Here is a 15,852-nt window from a genome sequence, read left to right on the forward strand (position 1 = left end):
GCCAGAATGACCGGGGAGAAAGGCTTAGTGCGCGCGGCCCTGCTCAACGCCGAGACCGGTTTGTGAACGGATAAACTGGGCGCGGAATTTCTCACGCTCCAGGTTACCCTCCGGCGAATTGTCGGTTGCCGAGAAGACCCAGATACCGATAAACGCCACGGCAATAGAGAACAGCGCCGGGTATTCATACGGGAAGATGGCGCTTGCGTGACCGAGGATCTGCACCCAAATGGTTGGTCCCAGAATCATCAGGATCACCGCCGTCAGCAGCCCCAGCCAGCCGCCAATCATCGCCCCACGGGTGGTCAGTTTCGACCAGTACATGGAAAGCAGAATGATTGGGAAGTTACAGCTTGCCGCAATCGAGAAGGCCAGCCCCACCATAAAGGCGATGTTTTGCTTCTCGAACAGAATGCCCAACAGAATCGCCACGACGCCCAGCACCAGCACGGTGATTTTCGAGACCTTCAGCTCATCGCGCTCGCTCGCGCCTTTGCGGAAGACGTTGGCGTAGAGGTCGTGCGACACCGCAGACGCCCCGGCCAGCGTTAAACCCGCAACCACCGCAAGAATGGTGGCGAAGGCTACGGCAGAGATAAAGCCGAGGAACAGGTTACCGCCCACGGCGTCCGCCAGATGCACCGCCGCCATGTTGTTACCGCCAATCAGCGCGCCCGCCGTGTCTTTAAACGCCGGGTTCGCCCCCACCAGCATGATCGCGCCAAAGCCGATGATAAAGGTCAGGATATAGAAGTAGCCCATGAAGCCGGTAGCGTAGAAGACGCTCTTGCGCGCTTCACGCGCATCGCTCACGGTGAAGAAGCGCATCAGGATATGCGGTAAGCCTGCGGTACCAAACATCAGGCCCAGACCGAGCGACAGGGCCGATATCGGGTCTTTCACCAGCCCGCCCGGGCTCATGATGGCTTCCCCTTTCGGGTGGACCGCCATGGCTTCGGTGAACAGGTTATTGAAGCTGAAGCCAACGTGCTTCATCACCATAAAGGCCATAAAGCTGGCGCCGAACAGCAGCAGAACGGCTTTGATGATCTGCACCCAGGTGGTGGCGAGCATGCCGCCGAACAGAACGTACATCACCATCAGCACGCCCACCAGCACTACCGCGATGTGGTAGTTCAGGCCGAACAGCAGTTCGATCAATTTACCCGCGCCGACCATCTGCGCAATCAGGTACAGCGCCACCACCACCAGCGAGCCGCAGGCGGAGAGGGTGCGAATCGGCCCCTGCTTCAGACGATACGAGGCCACGTCGGCGAAGGTATAGCGGCCCAGATTGCGCAGGCGCTCGGCAATAAGGAACAGAATGATCGGCCAGCCGACGAGGAAGCCGAGGGAGTAGATCAGGCCATCATAGCCGGAGGTGTACACCAGCGCGGAGATCCCGAGGAACGAGGCGGCGGACATAAAGTCACCCGCAATCGCCAGCCCGTTCTGGAAGCCGGTAATATTGCCGCCTGCGGTGTAGTAATCGTTACGGGAGCGCACGCGTTTCGACGCCCAGTAAGTGATATACAGCGTCAGCACCACGAAAATCAGGAACATCACAATCGCCTGCCAGTTGGTTGGCTGGCGCTGTACCTCGCCGGTAATCGCATCTGCCGCGTGGGCGGCAAAGGGAAGCGTGGCGGCGAGCGCCGTCAGAATTCTCTTCATGATGCTTTTACCTCTTGCAGTACCGCTTTATTAAGGCGATCGAATTCACCGTTCGCGCGCCAGACGTAAACGCCGGTCAGCACAAATGAAATCACGATGACGCCAATGCCAATCGGAATACCGCGCGTCACGCTGGTGCCCTCGTGCAGCGGGGTACCCAGCCAGTGCGGCGCAAAGGCGATCAGCAGAATAAAGCCGACATAGATAATCAGCATGATGATGGAAAGGGTGAAGGCAAACCGTTGCCGCTTATCGACGAGCTCCCTGTAGTGCGCACTATTCTCTATCTGCTGACAAATATGGTCATTCATCACAGAGTCTCCAAAGGTAAGGTTAGTTTTTATCCCCTCTCCCCTATGGGGAGAGGGTGAGGGGAGAGGGAGAAAACACTAGGAAGGCATTGCGATGGCCTGCTTCTCTTCGAGCAGTTTTTCCACCACGCCAGGATCCGCGAGCGTTGAGGTATCACCGAGGTTGCTGGTGTCCCCTGCCGCGATTTTGCGCAAGATACGGCGCATGATTTTGCCGGAGCGGGTTTTCGGCAGCGAGTCGGTCCAGTGCAGCACGTCCGGCGTCGCCAGCGGGCCAATCTCTTTACGCACCCAGTTGCGCACCTCAGCATAGAGTTCTGGCGACGGCTCTTCCCCGTGGTTCAGGGTGACGTAAGCGTAAATTGCCTGGCCCTTGATGTTGTGCGGAATGCCGACAACGGCGGCTTCGGCAATCTTCGGATGCGACACCAGCGCCGATTCAATCTCAGCGGTGCCCAGACGGTGGCCGGAGACGTTCAGCACGTCGTCCACGCGTCCGGTGATCCAGTAATAGCCATCTTCATCACGACGCGCGCCGTCGCCGCTGAAGTACATGTTTTTAAAGGTCGAGAAGTAGGTCTGCTCGAAGCGATCGTGATCGCCGAACAGGGTACGCGCCTGACCCGGCCACGAGTCCGTGATCACCAGGTTGCCTTCGGTGGCCCCTTCCAGCGGGTTGCCTTCGTTATCCACCAGCGCAGGCTGTACGCCGAAGAACGGACGCGTTGCCGAGCCCGCTTTCAGCTGCGTGGCGCCCGGCATCGGGGTGATCATAAAGCCGCCGGTTTCGGTCTGCCACCAGGTGTCCATGACCGGGCATTTCTCGTTGCCGATTTTCTTCCAGTACCACTCCCAGGCTTCCGGGTTAATGGGCTCACCCACGGAACCGAGGATGCGCAATGAAGAGCGGTCAGTGCCTTCGATGGCTTTATCACCTTCCGCCATTAATGCGCGGATCGCCGTTGGTGCGGTGTAGAGAATATTGACCTGGTGCTTGTCGACCACCTGACACATCCGCGCCGGAGTCGGCCAGTTCGGTACGCCCTCAAACATCAGCGTCGTTGCGCCACAGGCCAGCGGGCCGTACAGCAGGTAGCTGTGTCCGGTAACCCAGCCCACGTCGGCGGTACACCAGTAGATGTCGCCCGGATGGTAGTCAAAGACGTATTTGAAGGTGGTGGCCGCGTAGACCAGATAGCCGCCGGTGGTGTGCAGCACGCCTTTCGGCTTACCGGTCGAGCCGGAGGTGTAAAGAATGAAGAGCGGATCTTCTGCGTTCATCTCTTCAGGCTGATGCTGGTCGCTCGCTTTTTCAATCAGGTCGCTCCACCACAGGTCACGCCCCTCGTTCCAGTCGATTTTGCCGCCGGTACGCTTAAGGACGATGACGTTGCTGACCGTTTTGACGTTCGGGTTTTTCAGCGCTTCGTCGACGTTTTTCTTCAGGGGGATTCCGCGTCCGGCGCGCACGCCTTCATCGGCGGTGATCACCAGTTTTGAACTGGAATCGACAATACGGCCCGCAACCGCTTCTGGTGAGAAACCGCCAAAGATAACGGAGTGGATCGCACCAATACGCGCGCAGGCCAGCATGGCTACAGCCGCTTCCGGCACCATCGGCATATAGATAGCGACCACATCGCCTTTTTTAATGCCTTTTTCCAGCAGGACGTTGGCGAAGCGGCACACGTCGCGGTGCAGTTCTTTATAGGTAATGTGTTTGCTCTGGGAGGCATCATCGCCTTCCCAGATAATCGCCGTCTCGTTTCCGCGCTCGGCAAGGTGACGATCAAGGCAGTTCGCCGCCAGGTTCAGGGTGCCATCTTCATACCATTTAATGGAGACATTGCCGGGCGCAAAGGAGGTGTTCTTCACCTTCTGGTAAGGTTTGATCCAGTCAAGGATATGACCCTGCTCACCCCAGAAGGTGTCCGGGGCGGTGATAGATTGCTGATATTTCTCGTGGTACTGCTCCGGGGTGATCAGGCAACGGTCCGCAATATTTGCGGGAATGTCATGTTTGTGTATTTGGCTCATGGCTTTTTTTCTCCTTGTAAGATGTTAATAATATGTCGCAAAAACGTTAATTGTAGGGGCTTTACAAGCTTTGTTTATTATTTGGGCTGCAGATCACGCATTGTTTGAAGAGTATGAAAATTGAGCGAATGAATCTTTGAAGGAAAATAATTTATGCTGACGATTATTCACATTTATGTTTAAAAAAGCGTTTTTATAACAAAAGGTTATTTATCAGAATTAGAACAAACTGCCGTCATCGTCGCTTTTGTGAGTGAAACGCGTCGTTCTTTAAGGCTTGCGCAACAGGTCGCGCAAATGATACTCATACGCCGCGTTAAAAAATCCCATAAACCAACGCAACACAATTCATACCCTTTCAGTATGTCTCCATATTCATGCAGTTTGAGTGAATAAGGCGCTTCATTGAGGAAGTCAGTTTCTATGAAAAACGTTAAAGTCAGCCTTGCCTGGCAGATCTTAATCGCCCTTGTGCTGGGCATCTTGCTGGGCAGTTACCTTCACTATCACAGCGACAGCCGCGAATGGCTGATTGCAAACCTGCTCTCACCGGCAGGGGATATCTTCATTCATCTGATTAAGATGATTGTGGTTCCGATTGTGATCTCGACGCTGGTGGTCGGTATTGCGGGCGTCGGCGATGCGAAGCAGTTAGGTCGTATTGGTGCAAAAACCATTATCTATTTCGAAGTGATCACTACGGTTGCGATCATTCTTGGTATCACCCTGGCGAACGTGTTCCAGCCGGGTTCCGGGATCGATATGTCGCAGCTGGCAACGGTGGATATTTCGAAATACCAAAGTACGACCGCTGACGTGCAGAGCCATGCGCATGGCCTGATGGGCACAATCCTGTCGCTGGTGCCGACCAACATCGTGGCGTCGATGGCGAAGGGCGAAATGCTGCCGATCATCTTCTTCTCGGTACTGTTTGGTCTGGGGCTCTCTTCTCTGCCCGCGACGCACCGTGAACCGCTGGTGACCGTGTTCCGCTCTATCTCCGAGACCATGTTTAAAGTGACCCACATGGTGATGCGTTACGCGCCGGTAGGGGTGTTTGCGCTTATCGCCGTCACCGTGGCGAACTTCGGTTTTGCCTCCCTGTGGCCGCTGGCGAAGCTGGTGATCCTGGTGCACTTCGCCATCCTGTTCTTCGCACTGGTGGTGCTGGGCATCGTGGCGCGTCTGTGCGGGCTGAGCATCTGGATCCTGATTCGTATCCTGAAAGATGAGCTGATTCTGGCCTACTCCACGGCAAGCTCTGAGAGCGTGCTGCCGCGTATTATTGAGAAGATGGAAGCCTACGGCGCGCCTGCCTCTATTACCAGCTTCGTGGTGCCGACCGGTTACTCCTTTAACCTGGATGGTTCGACGCTATACCAGAGTATCGCCGCTATCTTTATTGCCCAGCTGTACGGCATTGACCTGTCGCTGTGGCAGGAGATCGTCCTGGTACTGACGCTGATGGTGACGTCTAAAGGTATCGCAGGCGTACCGGGCGTTTCGTTCGTGGTGCTGCTGGCGACGCTGGGCAGCGTAGGCATTCCGCTGGAAGGTCTGGCCTTTATCGCCGGTGTGGACCGTATCCTCGACATGGCGCGTACGGCGCTGAACGTGGTGGGTAATGCGCTGGCGGTGCTGGTTATCGCCAAGTGGGAACACAAATTCGATCGTAAAAAGGCGCTGGCGTATGAACGCGAGGTGCTGGGTCGTTTTGATAAGACTGCTGACCAGTAATGTAACGTTGTCTCCCTCTCCCCTTTGGGGAGAGGGTTAGGGTGAGGGGATTTTATTCCCCGCTCAACGCATCAAACTCTTCGCATCCCGTATCAAACCCTTCCGTACAGCTCAGGTTCAACCAGTACAGTGCTTTCTGTTTATTGGGCGTGATAAAGCCTTTCTCACCCTGCCTGAACAGCATCCCAGCCCAATACTCGGCATAGCCGGTACGCGAAAGGGCTGAACTCCGCTTGAACCACGAGGCAGCCTGCACGTCATCCTGCGCTACCTCGACGCCGTTGGCATAAATCAGCCCCAGGAGCAGTTGGGCATCGACCGCAGAGTCGCTGTCGATATCTTCGGTCGCCGTTTGCAGCAGTCTGATGGCCTGGGGATAGTCAGTTTTCCCCGCCTGAGTATTCACCAGAATGCGCGCCAGCATGATCGCACCGCGTTTGCTGCCAGCAATGTTTGCCTGTTGGGCCAGGGCTTTGGCCTGTGCGTAATCACCTTGCGTAAAGAGGATTTGCGAGAGCAACCCCATGGCGTCGACATCGCCGCCTTTCGCGGCTTTCTCGGCCCACTGCGCGGCCTGCTTGCTGTCGCCGGAGCTGAAGTACGTATCGGCAAGATAATACTGGGCACGCGCATCACCGGCTTCGGCCTGTTGTCGATACTGGCTGCCTATCTCATCCGCGCGGGCGAAGGACGTAAAAAACAATAACAACAGAAAAATGGCTTTCATGGATTCTTATCATCTGGGTACACGCCGCGCAGTATAATCGCGGGCGCAAAAGAAAAAAACGGGTGCATTAAAACCTCAGCATCCTACAAGCCGGGCGGAACCGTTGTTCCGCACGTAGAGATTAGCCTGCGTTGCAGGCTAATTTTGCCGCCACCTCCTGATGCTTACTCTTTATTGAGAACTCGCAGAGCTTACCGCGAGTAATAAAGGTAAAAATCACTATCGTCAGGCAAACAATAAAGACGATGCCTAACGCAGTTTTTAATGGCGTCATGCCTTTTACTCCTTGTCAAAAAAAGAATAAGAGGCTACTCTCAACCTGTTGGTTGTTGAGGGGTAGCCTCGGGTGAATGAAAATTTCCCGGGGCTTTCCACTTTCTGTCCCTCAACAATGCTCAAGACAGAAAGTCTTAAGCATCCGCCGAACATCTTATCCCCCTGAATTAAAATGCAAAGATGTAATTCTATTCTGCGTAAATTACATTATTTCTGCGAGCCGCTTTCCAGAATAATAATTTATATTTCTTATGAATTAATCGAAAATAAAAAGGGAGTGAATATATCACTCCCTTTATTCAGCGATGAATTAACGGCTTCAACCCATTGCGCTTTCGCGCAGTCGGGCTTTCAGCTTGTTATATTCATCGATCACGTACTGTTCCGCCGCGTGCTGATCCGCAATCGGCTCAACGTTAACGGCGCAGTATTTATACTCCGGCGTTTTGGTTATCGGGCTTAAGTTCTCTGTTACCAGCTCGTTGCAGGCACCAATCCACCACTGGTAGGTCATATAGACCGCCCCTTTGTTTGGACGATCGCTGACCTGCGCACGGGTGATGATCCGCCCTTTGCGCGAGTTCACCCACACCAGCGCTTCATCCTCAATACCGAGCCGTTCCGCATCGGCGGTGTTGATCTGCGCGTAGCCCGGTTCATCCGCCAGCGCCGCCAGCGCGGCGCAGTTTCCGGTCATCGAGCGGCAGGAGTAGTGGCCCACTTCACGTACGGTGGAGAGCACCATCGGATACTCGTCGGTGAGTTTATCGATCGGCGCGACCCAGTCGCAGGTGAAGAACTGCGCCAGCCCGTTCGGGGTGTCGAATTTCTCCTTAAAGAGATAGGACGTGCCTTGATCGGCCTCTGACTCATCCCTGCACGGCCACTGGATGTACCCCAGCTCACCCATTTTTTCATAGGTGGCGCCGTAGAAGTCCGGACACAGGCTGCGCAACTCGTCCCAGATCTCCTGGGTGTTGTTGTAGTGCATCGGGTAGCCCATGCGGGTGGCGATTTCGCTGATGATCTGCCAGTCCGTTTTCAGATCCCACTTCGGCTCGACCGCCTTAAAGAAGCGCTGGAAGCCGCGGTCCGCCGCCGTATAGACGCCTTCATGCTCGCCCCAGGAGGTCGACGGTAAAATCACATCCGCCGCCGCCGCGGTTTTGGTCATGAAGATATCCTGGACAATCACCAGCTCCAGATCCTCAAACCCTTTACGCACTGCAGAAAGCTCGGCGTCGGTCTGAAGCGGATCTTCACCCATGATGTAGGCCGCACGCACTTCGCCATGCGCCGCGCGGTGCGGCAGCTCGCTGATGCGATACCCGGTGTGTTCCGGCAGGCTTTCCACGCCCCAGGCCTTTGCGAACTTGGCGCGGTTTTCCGGGAACTTCACGTACTGGTAGCCCGGATAAGTATCCGGCAGCGCGCCCATATCGCAGGCGCCCTGCACGTTATTCTGACCGCGCACCGGGTTCACGCCAACGTGGGCTTTACCCAGATTACCGGTCAGCATCGCGAGGCTGGTGAGCGAGCGCACGGTTTCCACGCCCTGGTAGAACTGGGTTACGCCCATACCCCAGAGAATGGCGGCGGTTTTTGCCCCGGCATACATTCTGGCCGCCTGACGAATCTCCTGCGCGCTGACGCCGGTTATCGCTTCGACGGATTCAGGCGTATAGCCCTCGACTATTTTCTTATACTCTTCAAAGCCTTCTGTACGGGTCGCGACAAACGCCTGGTCGTACAGGTTCTCCTCAATAATGACGTGCCCCATTGCGTTCAACAGCGCGATGTTTGAGCCGTTTTTCAATGCAATGTGCATATCCGCAATGCGCGCGGTTTCAATTTTGCGCGGATCGCAGACGATGATTTTCGCCCCATTCTGTTTAGCGCGAATAACGTGGTTCGCGACGATAGGGTGAGAATCCGCCGGGTTATAACCAAAGATGAAGACGAGATCGGTATTATCTATCTCGTTGATGGCATTACTCATTGCGCCGTTACCGACCGACTGGTGCAGACCTGCAACCGATGGGCCGTGTCAGACGCGAGCGCAGCAGTCGACGTTATTAGTACCAATAACGGCGCGCGCGAATTTTTGCATCACATAGTTGGTTTCATTTCCCGTCCCGCGGGAAGAGCCGGTAGTCTGGATGGCATCCGGGCCATACTTGGCCTTGATGGCGCTCAGGCGCGTGGCGACGTAATCCAGCGCCTCGTTCCAGGAGACGGCTTCCAGCTTGCCGCCGCGCTCGCGGCGGATCATAGGGGTTTTCAGGCGCGGGGTGAGGATTTGGGTATCGTTAATAAAATCCCAGCCGTAGTAACCTTTCAGGCACAGCGTGCCCTGGTTGGTTTTCCCCTGTGCGGCCTCCGCCCGGACGATTTTGCCGTTATCGACCACCAGGTGGATCTTGCAACCTGAGGCACAATAAGGGCAAACCGTGACGACTTTTTTCATCAGTCTGCTCCAGTTAATCGAATCATTCGCACCCACTATGCAGCTTCTATGCCATATTTTTCGTATGGGTATACCCTGACTTTACGGTCCCTTCGCGGTGAAAACCCTGACAAAAAGCAGCCAATCGTCAAAATTGACGTGTCGACAGGGCGGCGGATGTGACATGGGTTGAATTTCCGTCACTGAAAAAACCTTTTGACTGGAGCCGACGGCAGAATAGTTCAGACTTAACATAATCTCCTGACGGAAGCATACGATGAAACCGGCGATTCTGGTGGTTGATGACGATACGGCAGTCTGCGAACTGCTTCAGGACGTGCTGAGCGAGCACGTCTTTAGCGTGCTTGTCTGCCATAACGGCCAGGATGCACTTCGCCGGGTACAACAGGAGCCGAATATCGCGCTGGTGCTGCTGGATATGATGCTGCCGGATATCAACGGCCTGCAGGTTCTGCTGCAGCTGCAAAAGCAGCGCCCGGCGCTACCGGTTGTGATGCTAACCGGGCTGGGGAGTGAGTCAGACGTGGTGGTGGGGCTGGAGATGGGGGCCGACGATTATATTGCCAAACCGTTCAACCCGCGCGTGGTGGTTGCCCGCGTGAAAGCGGTGCTGCGCCGTACGGGTGTGCTGGCGGCGGAAGCTCCCGCAGCACCCGCCGCGGGCATTGCGTTTAACGGATGGACGCTAGATACCACCCGCTGCGAGCTGAGCGATCCGCAGCGTAATCCCGTGCCCTTAACCCAGGGAGAGTACGGCCTGCTGCTGGCGCTCACGCAGAATGCCCGTCGGGTGCTAAGCCGTGACAGGCTGCTTGAGCTGACCCACAGCGAAAGCGCCGACGTGTTCGACCGCACGATTGACGTGCTAATCATGCGCCTGCGCCGGAAAATAGAGGCTAACCCGCATCAGCCTGCGCTCATCAAAACGATCCGCGGGCTGGGTTACGTGTTTGCCACCGACGTGAGCCGGCCCGAGCAGGCGGCATAAGGCTTACGTTATTGCCGGAACAATGATGGCGGCAAAAATTGCGATGATGCACAGATACTTGAGGGCGTAATAGGCCTTACGGTTTCTTTTTTTCAGACGCTGCCCCCGCTCGCGGCCCGCATGAACGTATTTAAAAATGCGGTTTATGCCGCCGGTGCTGTCATTCTCGTCATTCGGTGAGCTGGCTGCAGACATCAGCGTGGTCCCCACCCAATGGTTAACCGCCTGCGCCCAGCGCCATTTCATCGGACGCTCAATATCGCAGAAGAGAATAATGCGCGTTTGATCCGATTTATTCTCTGCCCAGTGGACGTAGGTCTCATCAAAAATAACGGCTTCACCATCCCGCCAGCTGTGGCGCTGCCCGTCGACTTCAATAAAGCAGCGGTCGTCATTCGGTGTGAATAAGCCCAGATGGTAACGAACCGAGCCCGCGTACGGGTCCCGGTGCTTGCCAAGCTTTGCACCCGCCGGAAGCTCGGCAAACATGGCCGCCTTCACCGAGGGGATTTCACTCACCAGCCGGGTCGTCACCGGGCATAAAGACTGCGCGGAGGGATGGGCATCGGCATACCATTTCAGGTAAAACCGTTTCCAGCCGCGTTTAAAAAAGGTGTTAAAGCCAGCGTCGTTATTATTTTCCGCCGCCTTAATATGGTGCTGCAAACGCAGCGCCTCTTCGCGAATAATCAGCCAGTTTTCCGTCAGCTTATTTAATTCAGGAAAACGTTCTGTTTCAAAGAAAGGCTGCCTGGCGGGCAGGGAAGAAAAAGCCGTCATAAACATATTGATGGGCGCCATGAACGTCGAATGGTCGAAGAGCTGACGGGAAAGCGTCTGTTTTTCTTTGCCGCGTGAATGCGCATAAATAACGCTGATAATGAAAATACCGATGATGATGGCTGCGAACATTTTTCCCTTGTCCTCTTTCTATCTCATTTCGGAAAAGCGTGCGGACAGAGTGCTGCCCACGCCGAATATGCCAGATGGAGAGAGTGTAGTTCGGAGATGTAAAATTCATAGATCTGTAATGAAAAATCGCAATTATTGTTAAATTAAACACTCTCGCGAATAAACGCCTGCAGCTCGGCCAGCGTTTTTGCGCCATCAATCGCATTGGCGGCCAGCAGGCTTGCTCGCGCGCAGGCGTGTGCCAGATAAATACTCTCTGTTAGCGGCAGCGATTCATGGCAGCCGTATAAAAAGCCTGCGCAAAAGGCATCGCCCGCGCCGACGCTGCCGATAATCTCTTCCTGCTCCAGCATCCATGACGGGATCCAGCGACCCTCTTCACCATGTGCTTCTCCCCATGCTCCTTCCGGACAGTGGATCACCACCCGCTGGCGTACCCCGGCCGCCAGCAGCTGCGCCGCGGCGTCGGCGATATGGGCAACGTGCGGGGCGTCGTTTTCGTCACGCATTGTCAGGCCGCTAAACTCACCGGCCTCCAGCTCGTTAATTACCAGATAGTCGAGATGTCGCAGGGCAGGGAGCACCAGCGGCTGATAGCGCGGGTCGCCCTTGCGGGAAACCAGATCGAGCGACGTTTCATACCCCTGGTCACGCATCTGCGCCAGCAGCCGCGCGCTGCGGGTGCCAAATTCGTCATCGGGCATATCCAGGCTGTCGAGCAGCAGGAGATAGCCGAGATGGAAGATCTTCATCGATCCGTCTAAGCGATCGAAGGCGGGTAGATCCAGCAGGCGGTTGGCCCCCGGCGAGTGGAAAAAGGTGCGCTGTCCGCTGGGATCGGTCATCACCTGCGACATGGAGGTTGGCGCAAATGTGGTGCGCTGAACGCGCTGGCGGTTGACGTGGTACTGGTCGAGCATTGCCAGAATGTAGTCCCCGTCGCCATCTTCGCCAATCAGCCCCACCGCCTGCAGCGGCAGGCCAACGTGCATTTTCGCCAGCGTCAGCAGGACGTTGAGCGGCGCGCCGCCGGTTGAGCGTTCGCTGTGGGTGATTTCCGCCAGCCAGCCGCGCTCCGGCCACTGCACGATCTGGTGGACGTGGTCCACCAGCATATTGCCTGCGGCGATGATGCCTTTACGTTCCATTATGCCTGCCCCGCGCTGCCGAAGATGCGCATCTGTTCGGCGACCGTATCCGTAATCGCCTCTTCTATCCCCAGCAGCAGCTCGGCAAACTCGTCGTACAGCGGCTGGCGGTTAGCCATGCGCTGCTCAACGGCGGCAAGCGCGGCCTGCGACATCCCGGTATAGAAATTGATTTTATGAATGCCCAGCTCGATGGCGCGGCGGAAGTCAGCATCGCTAATCCCGGAGCCGCCGTGTAAAACCAGCGGCAGCCCCGTCTGCTGGCGAATGGCGTCCAGGCGCGGGAAATCGAGCTTCGGCTCGCCTTTATACTTGCCGTGCGCGTTGCCGATGGCGACGGCCAGCGCATCGATGCCGGTTGAATCAACAAATTCGCGCGCCAGCTGCGGATCGGTGAAGAAGGCTTCATCCGCATGTCCGTAAAGCGCGCCGCCTTCATCGCCACCGACCGCGCCCAGCTCCGCCTCCACCGACACGCCGACCGCGTGGCACATTTTCACCACTTCCCGCGTCTGGCGGATGTTTTCCTCGTAGCTCAGCGTAGAGCCGTCGAACATTACCGAGCTGAACCCTAAGCGCAGGGCGCGCACGACGGCGTCAAAATGCAGGCCGTGGTCGAGGTTGAGCACCACGGGAATATCGTGACGGGCGGCTTCGAACTTAACCGCTTCGACAAGGGAATCCAGCGACACGTACTTAAAATGCACTTCGGCGATGTTGATGATAAACGGCGAGCGTTCCTGCTTTGCGGCGGCGAACAGCGCGCGCAGGAAGTGGGAGTCGAGCACGTTAAACGCGCCCAGCGCGTAGCGGTGCTGTCTGGCGTGCGCAAGACCGTCGGCAAGAGAAATTAATGGCATTATTTACCCCTTATATCCGAAACAGGTTGTACTCGTTGCACAGCACCAGCAGCGCCGGTTCGTCTTCTTCTATGTTGTTATAGCGGGCAACGGGCTGCAAAAAGTGGTTGTCGTGTTCATCGTCATTAACCGAGGACACTTCCCCGACCAGCACGTCACCGAAGCCGCGTTCGCCCCAGAAACTGTGGTAAAGACCGGGCGTCAGGCAGATGCTTTCCCCGGGCAGCAGGCGCAGCTGGCTGCCGGGAGCGTGGGTCTGACGGCAGCCGTCGACGGTGACCGTCACGTCGGTGTTTTCCGTCTCTTCATGCGCCCCGGCATTCCATAACTCAATAATCAGATTACCGCCGCCCCGGTTGATGATGTCTTCGCGCTTGCGCCAGTGAAAATGCATTGGCGTGACCTGGCCGTCTCGAACGTGCATGATTTTTTCGGCATAGCATTTTTCATAAGGTACGCCGTTGGGCGAGCCGTTGCGCAGGGTAAACAGCGTCAGGCCCTCTGCGGCAAAGCTGTTGCCGCCGAACGCCGTCACGTCCCAGCCGAGCTTGAGATCGAACACTTCCTGCCACGCGGCCTGGTCAAGCTGCTGCCATTTTGTTGGCGGAAAGCTGGCAAAAGGCGGGAGATGCACGTCGTGCATGGAAAAGAATTGTCGCGTGTGGCCGAGAATTTCATTGATGTCGGAGCGTTTCATGGGGACTCCTTGAAAACAGTTCCCTCTCCCTGCGGGAGAGGGAAAAGGATCATTTAACCGTCCACCCCTTATACGTGCCGACGTTCTTTTTATCGATCATCGTCACCGGGATCAGCACAGGCTCTTTCGGCGCAGGTTTGCCCTGAAGAATGTCATAGCCGATCTCCACCGCTTTTGCCGCCATAACCTGCGGATCTTGCGCCGGGGTCGCGACAAACAGGGAGTTTTCGCGCTTCAGCGCTTCCTCACCGTCCGGGCTGCCATCCACGCCGACAATAAAGAACTCATTGCGCTGCGCCTGCTTCGCGGCCAGATCGGCGCCGATCGCGGTCGGATCGTTAATCGCAAACACGCCGTCGATCTTCGGATTGGCCGCCAGCAGGGAGGTCATGACTTCCAGACCGCCTTCACGACTGCCCTTAGCGTTCTGGTTATCCGAGAGCACCTTGATATCCGGATGTTTTTTGAACTCCGTCTGGCACCCTTCCACGCGGTTTTGCACCGCAGAGACCGGCGGCCCGTTGATGATCACCACGTTGCCTTTCCCTTTCAGGCGGTCGGTAATGTACTTACAGGCCATCTCACCCGCCTGGGTGTTATCGGAGGTGATGGTGGCATCCGCCCCTTCAGCCGCTACGTCAACCGCCACGACCACGATCCCGGCGTCCTTCGCGCGCTTCACCGCCGGGCCGATCCCTTTGGAATCCGCGGCGTTGAGGATGATCATGTCCACCTTCGCGGCGATGAAGTTGTCGATCTGCGCCACCTGCTGGCCCAGATCGTAACCGCTGGAGACCAGCGTCACCTTGACGTTATCCCCCGCCAGCTTGCGCGCTTCCAGCTCGGCACCTTTGGTGATCTGCACGAAGAACGGGTTGGCCAGGTCACCCACCGTCACGCCAATGGACTTGAGATCTTTCGCCTGCGCAAACGGCGTTGCGGCAAGCAGCGCGCCAGCACAGAGCGCGGTTACTAACGGTTTCAAACGCATCTTGTCTTCCTCACTCGTAGGGTATTGTTGTTATGCACTTTGATGGTGTCGGGTACGGTATTTGTCGATCAGCACCGCAATGATGATCACCGCCCCTTTGATCACCAGCTGCCAGAAATAGGAGACGCCCATCAGCGTCATGCCGTTGTTGAGGGTGGCGATGATCAATGCACCGACCAGCGTGCCGGTGATCGTGCCGATCCCGCCGACGAAGCTGGTGCCGCCGAGGATCACCGCCGCAATTGCATCCAGCTCGTAACCCGTGCCGAGGTTACCGTTAGCGCTGTAGAGGCGTGAGGCGCTCATGACGCCGCCGAGGCCGGAGAGCAGGCCGCTCATGCCGTAGACAAACAGCAGCACCAGCCAGACCTTGATGCCCGTTAAGCGCGCCGCCTGCATGTTGCCGCCCACGGCGTAGATGTGAACGCCGAGCGTGGTGCGTCGCAGGATGAACCAGCACACCGCAATGACCGCCAGGGCGATCACCACCAGCCAGGGGATCGGGCCGAGGTAGTTATTGCCGATCCACTCGAAGTTGATGTTGGAGTTAATGACCGTCGTACCGTCGGCCAGCAGATAGGCCGCGCCGCGCAGCGCCGTGTAGGTGCCGAGCGTGACGATAAAGGGCGGCAGCCCGGCAAAGGCCACCAGCGCGCCGTTGAACAGGCCCAGCACCATGCCGAGCATTAGCGCGGCCGGAATGGAGAGCATGGCGAACTCAGGAATCAGTGACACCACCATCGCCGCCACCGCCGTGGTGCCGAGAATCGAACCCACGGAGAGGTCAATCCCGCCGGTCAGGATAATAAAGGTCATTCCCGCCGCTAGCACGATGTTGATCGACGCCTGACGGGTGATGTTGAGCAGGTTGCTCTCGGTAAAGAAGTTGGGGGCGATAAAGCCAAATACCGCCACAATCAGGATCAGAATCGGCAGGATACCGACCGTTTGCATCAGATCGCTCATCAGCATTTTTTTTGCGGAGGCGGATTTCGCCACCTGCTGCGGACTGGTTGAATGTGTCATG

General features: G+C 56.6%; 14 protein-coding genes. 2 read left to right on the forward strand and 12 right to left on the reverse strand.

All coding sequences use genetic code 11. From position 1 onward, the window contains the following. Positions 1-24: 24 nt before the first annotated feature. The 3 genes from actP to acs form a co-directional block, all read right to left on the reverse strand. Entirely contained in the window at positions 25-1,674 is a 1,650-nt protein-coding gene (actP, locus tag F0319_RS14175) for a cation/acetate symporter ActP (protein WP_149367225.1), read from the reverse strand. Further along, positions 1,671-1,985 (reverse strand): DUF485 domain-containing protein, encoded by a 315-nt coding sequence (locus tag F0319_RS14180; protein WP_008503396.1) that lies wholly within the window; start codon positions 1,983-1,985, stop codon positions 1,671-1,673. The genes actP and F0319_RS14180 overlap by 4 nt, the downstream gene beginning before the upstream one ends. Positions 1,986-2,063: 78 nt before the next feature. Then, positions 2,064-4,022: an acetate--CoA ligase gene (gene acs / locus F0319_RS14185; RefSeq protein WP_115876906.1), complete on the reverse strand. Its 1,959-nt coding sequence runs from the start codon at positions 4,020-4,022 to the stop codon at positions 2,064-2,066. 423 nt (positions 4,023-4,445) lie between these two features. Between acs and gltP the strand changes: the two genes are divergently transcribed. Further along, positions 4,446-5,759, forward strand: a complete 1,314-nt coding sequence (gene gltP, locus F0319_RS14190; RefSeq protein WP_024906735.1) for a glutamate/aspartate:proton symporter GltP — start codon at positions 4,446-4,448, stop codon at positions 5,757-5,759. A 52-nt stretch (positions 5,760-5,811) separates the two neighbouring features. On the opposite strand, the gene F0319_RS14195 is transcribed toward gltP, so the two are convergent. From F0319_RS14195 to fdhF, 3 genes are all read right to left on the reverse strand, one after another. Further along, positions 5,812-6,486: a tetratricopeptide repeat protein gene (locus tag F0319_RS14195; protein ID WP_111964194.1), complete on the reverse strand. Its 675-nt coding sequence runs from the start codon at positions 6,484-6,486 to the stop codon at positions 5,812-5,814. 121 nt (positions 6,487-6,607) lie between these two features. Then, positions 6,608-6,760, reverse strand: a complete 153-nt coding sequence (locus F0319_RS14200) for a Hok/Gef family protein (protein ID WP_111964193.1) — start codon at positions 6,758-6,760, stop codon at positions 6,608-6,610. Positions 6,761-7,081: 321 nt separating this feature from the next. Further along, complete coding sequence (gene fdhF / locus F0319_RS14205; RefSeq protein ID WP_084831941.1) at positions 7,082-9,229, reverse strand: formate dehydrogenase subunit alpha; 2,148 nt, start codon at positions 9,227-9,229, stop codon at positions 7,082-7,084. Positions 9,230-9,485: 256 nt separating this feature from the next. On the opposite strand from fdhF, the gene F0319_RS14210 reads away from it, so the two are divergent. Further along, positions 9,486-10,217, forward strand: coding sequence for a response regulator (locus F0319_RS14210; RefSeq protein ID WP_149367226.1), 732 nt, complete (start codon positions 9,486-9,488; stop codon positions 10,215-10,217). Between the two features lie 3 nt (positions 10,218-10,220). Here F0319_RS14210 and lpxO read toward each other — a convergent pair whose 3' ends face one another. The 6 genes from lpxO to F0319_RS14240 all read right to left on the reverse strand — a co-directional run bounded on the left by lpxO (position 10,221) and on the right by F0319_RS14240 (position 15,851). Then, complete coding sequence (gene lpxO / locus F0319_RS14215; protein WP_115876902.1) at positions 10,221-11,129, reverse strand: lipid A hydroxylase LpxO; 909 nt, start codon at positions 11,127-11,129, stop codon at positions 10,221-10,223. A gap of 143 nt (positions 11,130-11,272) precedes the next feature. Next, the gene (locus tag F0319_RS14220; RefSeq protein ID WP_111964190.1) at positions 11,273-12,277 is read right to left on the reverse strand and encodes a carbohydrate kinase family protein; all 1,005 of its coding nucleotides are present in this window, start codon (positions 12,275-12,277) and stop codon (positions 11,273-11,275) included. After that, complete coding sequence (locus tag F0319_RS14225) at positions 12,277-13,137, reverse strand: ketose 1,6-bisphosphate aldolase (RefSeq protein WP_111964189.1); 861 nt, start codon at positions 13,135-13,137, stop codon at positions 12,277-12,279. The genes F0319_RS14220 and F0319_RS14225 overlap by 1 nt, the downstream gene beginning before the upstream one ends. Before the next feature lie 10 nt (positions 13,138-13,147). Continuing rightward, the gene (locus F0319_RS14230) at positions 13,148-13,834 is read right to left on the reverse strand and encodes a D-lyxose/D-mannose isomerase (protein ID WP_111964188.1); all 687 of its coding nucleotides are present in this window, start codon (positions 13,832-13,834) and stop codon (positions 13,148-13,150) included. A gap of 49 nt (positions 13,835-13,883) precedes the next feature. Further along, on the reverse strand, positions 13,884-14,825 hold the full coding sequence (locus F0319_RS14235; protein WP_126817613.1) for an ABC transporter substrate-binding protein: 942 nt from the start codon (positions 14,823-14,825) through the stop codon (positions 13,884-13,886). 30 nt (positions 14,826-14,855) lie between these two features. Beyond that, positions 14,856-15,851, reverse strand: a complete 996-nt coding sequence (locus F0319_RS14240; RefSeq protein ID WP_149367227.1) for an ABC transporter permease subunit — start codon at positions 15,849-15,851, stop codon at positions 14,856-14,858. Position 15,852 lies beyond the last annotated feature (1 nt).

This window comes from Enterobacter vonholyi, assembly GCF_008364555.1.
Taxonomy (GTDB): Bacteria; Pseudomonadota; Gammaproteobacteria; order Enterobacterales; family Enterobacteriaceae; genus Enterobacter; species Enterobacter vonholyi.

Excerpts from the sequence above, each read along its gene's own strand:
- actP (WP_149367225.1), bottom strand. The coding sequence starts at position 1,674 with ATGAAGAGAATTCTGACGGCGCTCGCCGCCACGCTTCCCTTTGCCGCC.
- F0319_RS14180 (WP_008503396.1), bottom strand. The coding sequence starts at position 1,985 with ATGAATGACCATATTTGTCAGCAGATAGAGAATAGTGCGCACTACAGG.
- acs (WP_115876906.1), bottom strand. The coding sequence starts at position 4,022 with ATGAGCCAAATACACAAACATGACATTCCCGCAAATATTGCGGACCGT.
- gltP (WP_024906735.1), top strand. The coding sequence starts at position 4,446 with ATGAAAAACGTTAAAGTCAGCCTTGCCTGGCAGATCTTAATCGCCCTT.
- F0319_RS14195 (WP_111964194.1), bottom strand. The coding sequence starts at position 6,486 with ATGAAAGCCATTTTTCTGTTGTTATTGTTTTTTACGTCCTTCGCCCGC.
- F0319_RS14200 (WP_111964193.1), bottom strand. The coding sequence starts at position 6,760 with ATGACGCCATTAAAAACTGCGTTAGGCATCGTCTTTATTGTTTGCCTG.
- F0319_RS14210 (WP_149367226.1), top strand. The coding sequence starts at position 9,486 with ATGAAACCGGCGATTCTGGTGGTTGATGACGATACGGCAGTCTGCGAA.
- lpxO (WP_115876902.1), bottom strand. The coding sequence starts at position 11,129 with ATGTTCGCAGCCATCATCATCGGTATTTTCATTATCAGCGTTATTTAT.
- F0319_RS14220 (WP_111964190.1), bottom strand. The coding sequence starts at position 12,277 with ATGGAACGTAAAGGCATCATCGCCGCAGGCAATATGCTGGTGGACCAC.
- F0319_RS14225 (WP_111964189.1), bottom strand. The coding sequence starts at position 13,137 with ATGCCATTAATTTCTCTTGCCGACGGTCTTGCGCACGCCAGACAGCAC.
- F0319_RS14230 (WP_111964188.1), bottom strand. The coding sequence starts at position 13,834 with ATGAAACGCTCCGACATCAATGAAATTCTCGGCCACACGCGACAATTC.
- F0319_RS14235 (WP_126817613.1), bottom strand. The coding sequence starts at position 14,825 with ATGCGTTTGAAACCGTTAGTAACCGCGCTCTGTGCTGGCGCGCTGCTT.
- F0319_RS14240 (WP_149367227.1), bottom strand. The coding sequence starts at position 15,851 with ATGACACATTCAACCAGTCCGCAGCAGGTGGCGAAATCCGCCTCCGCA.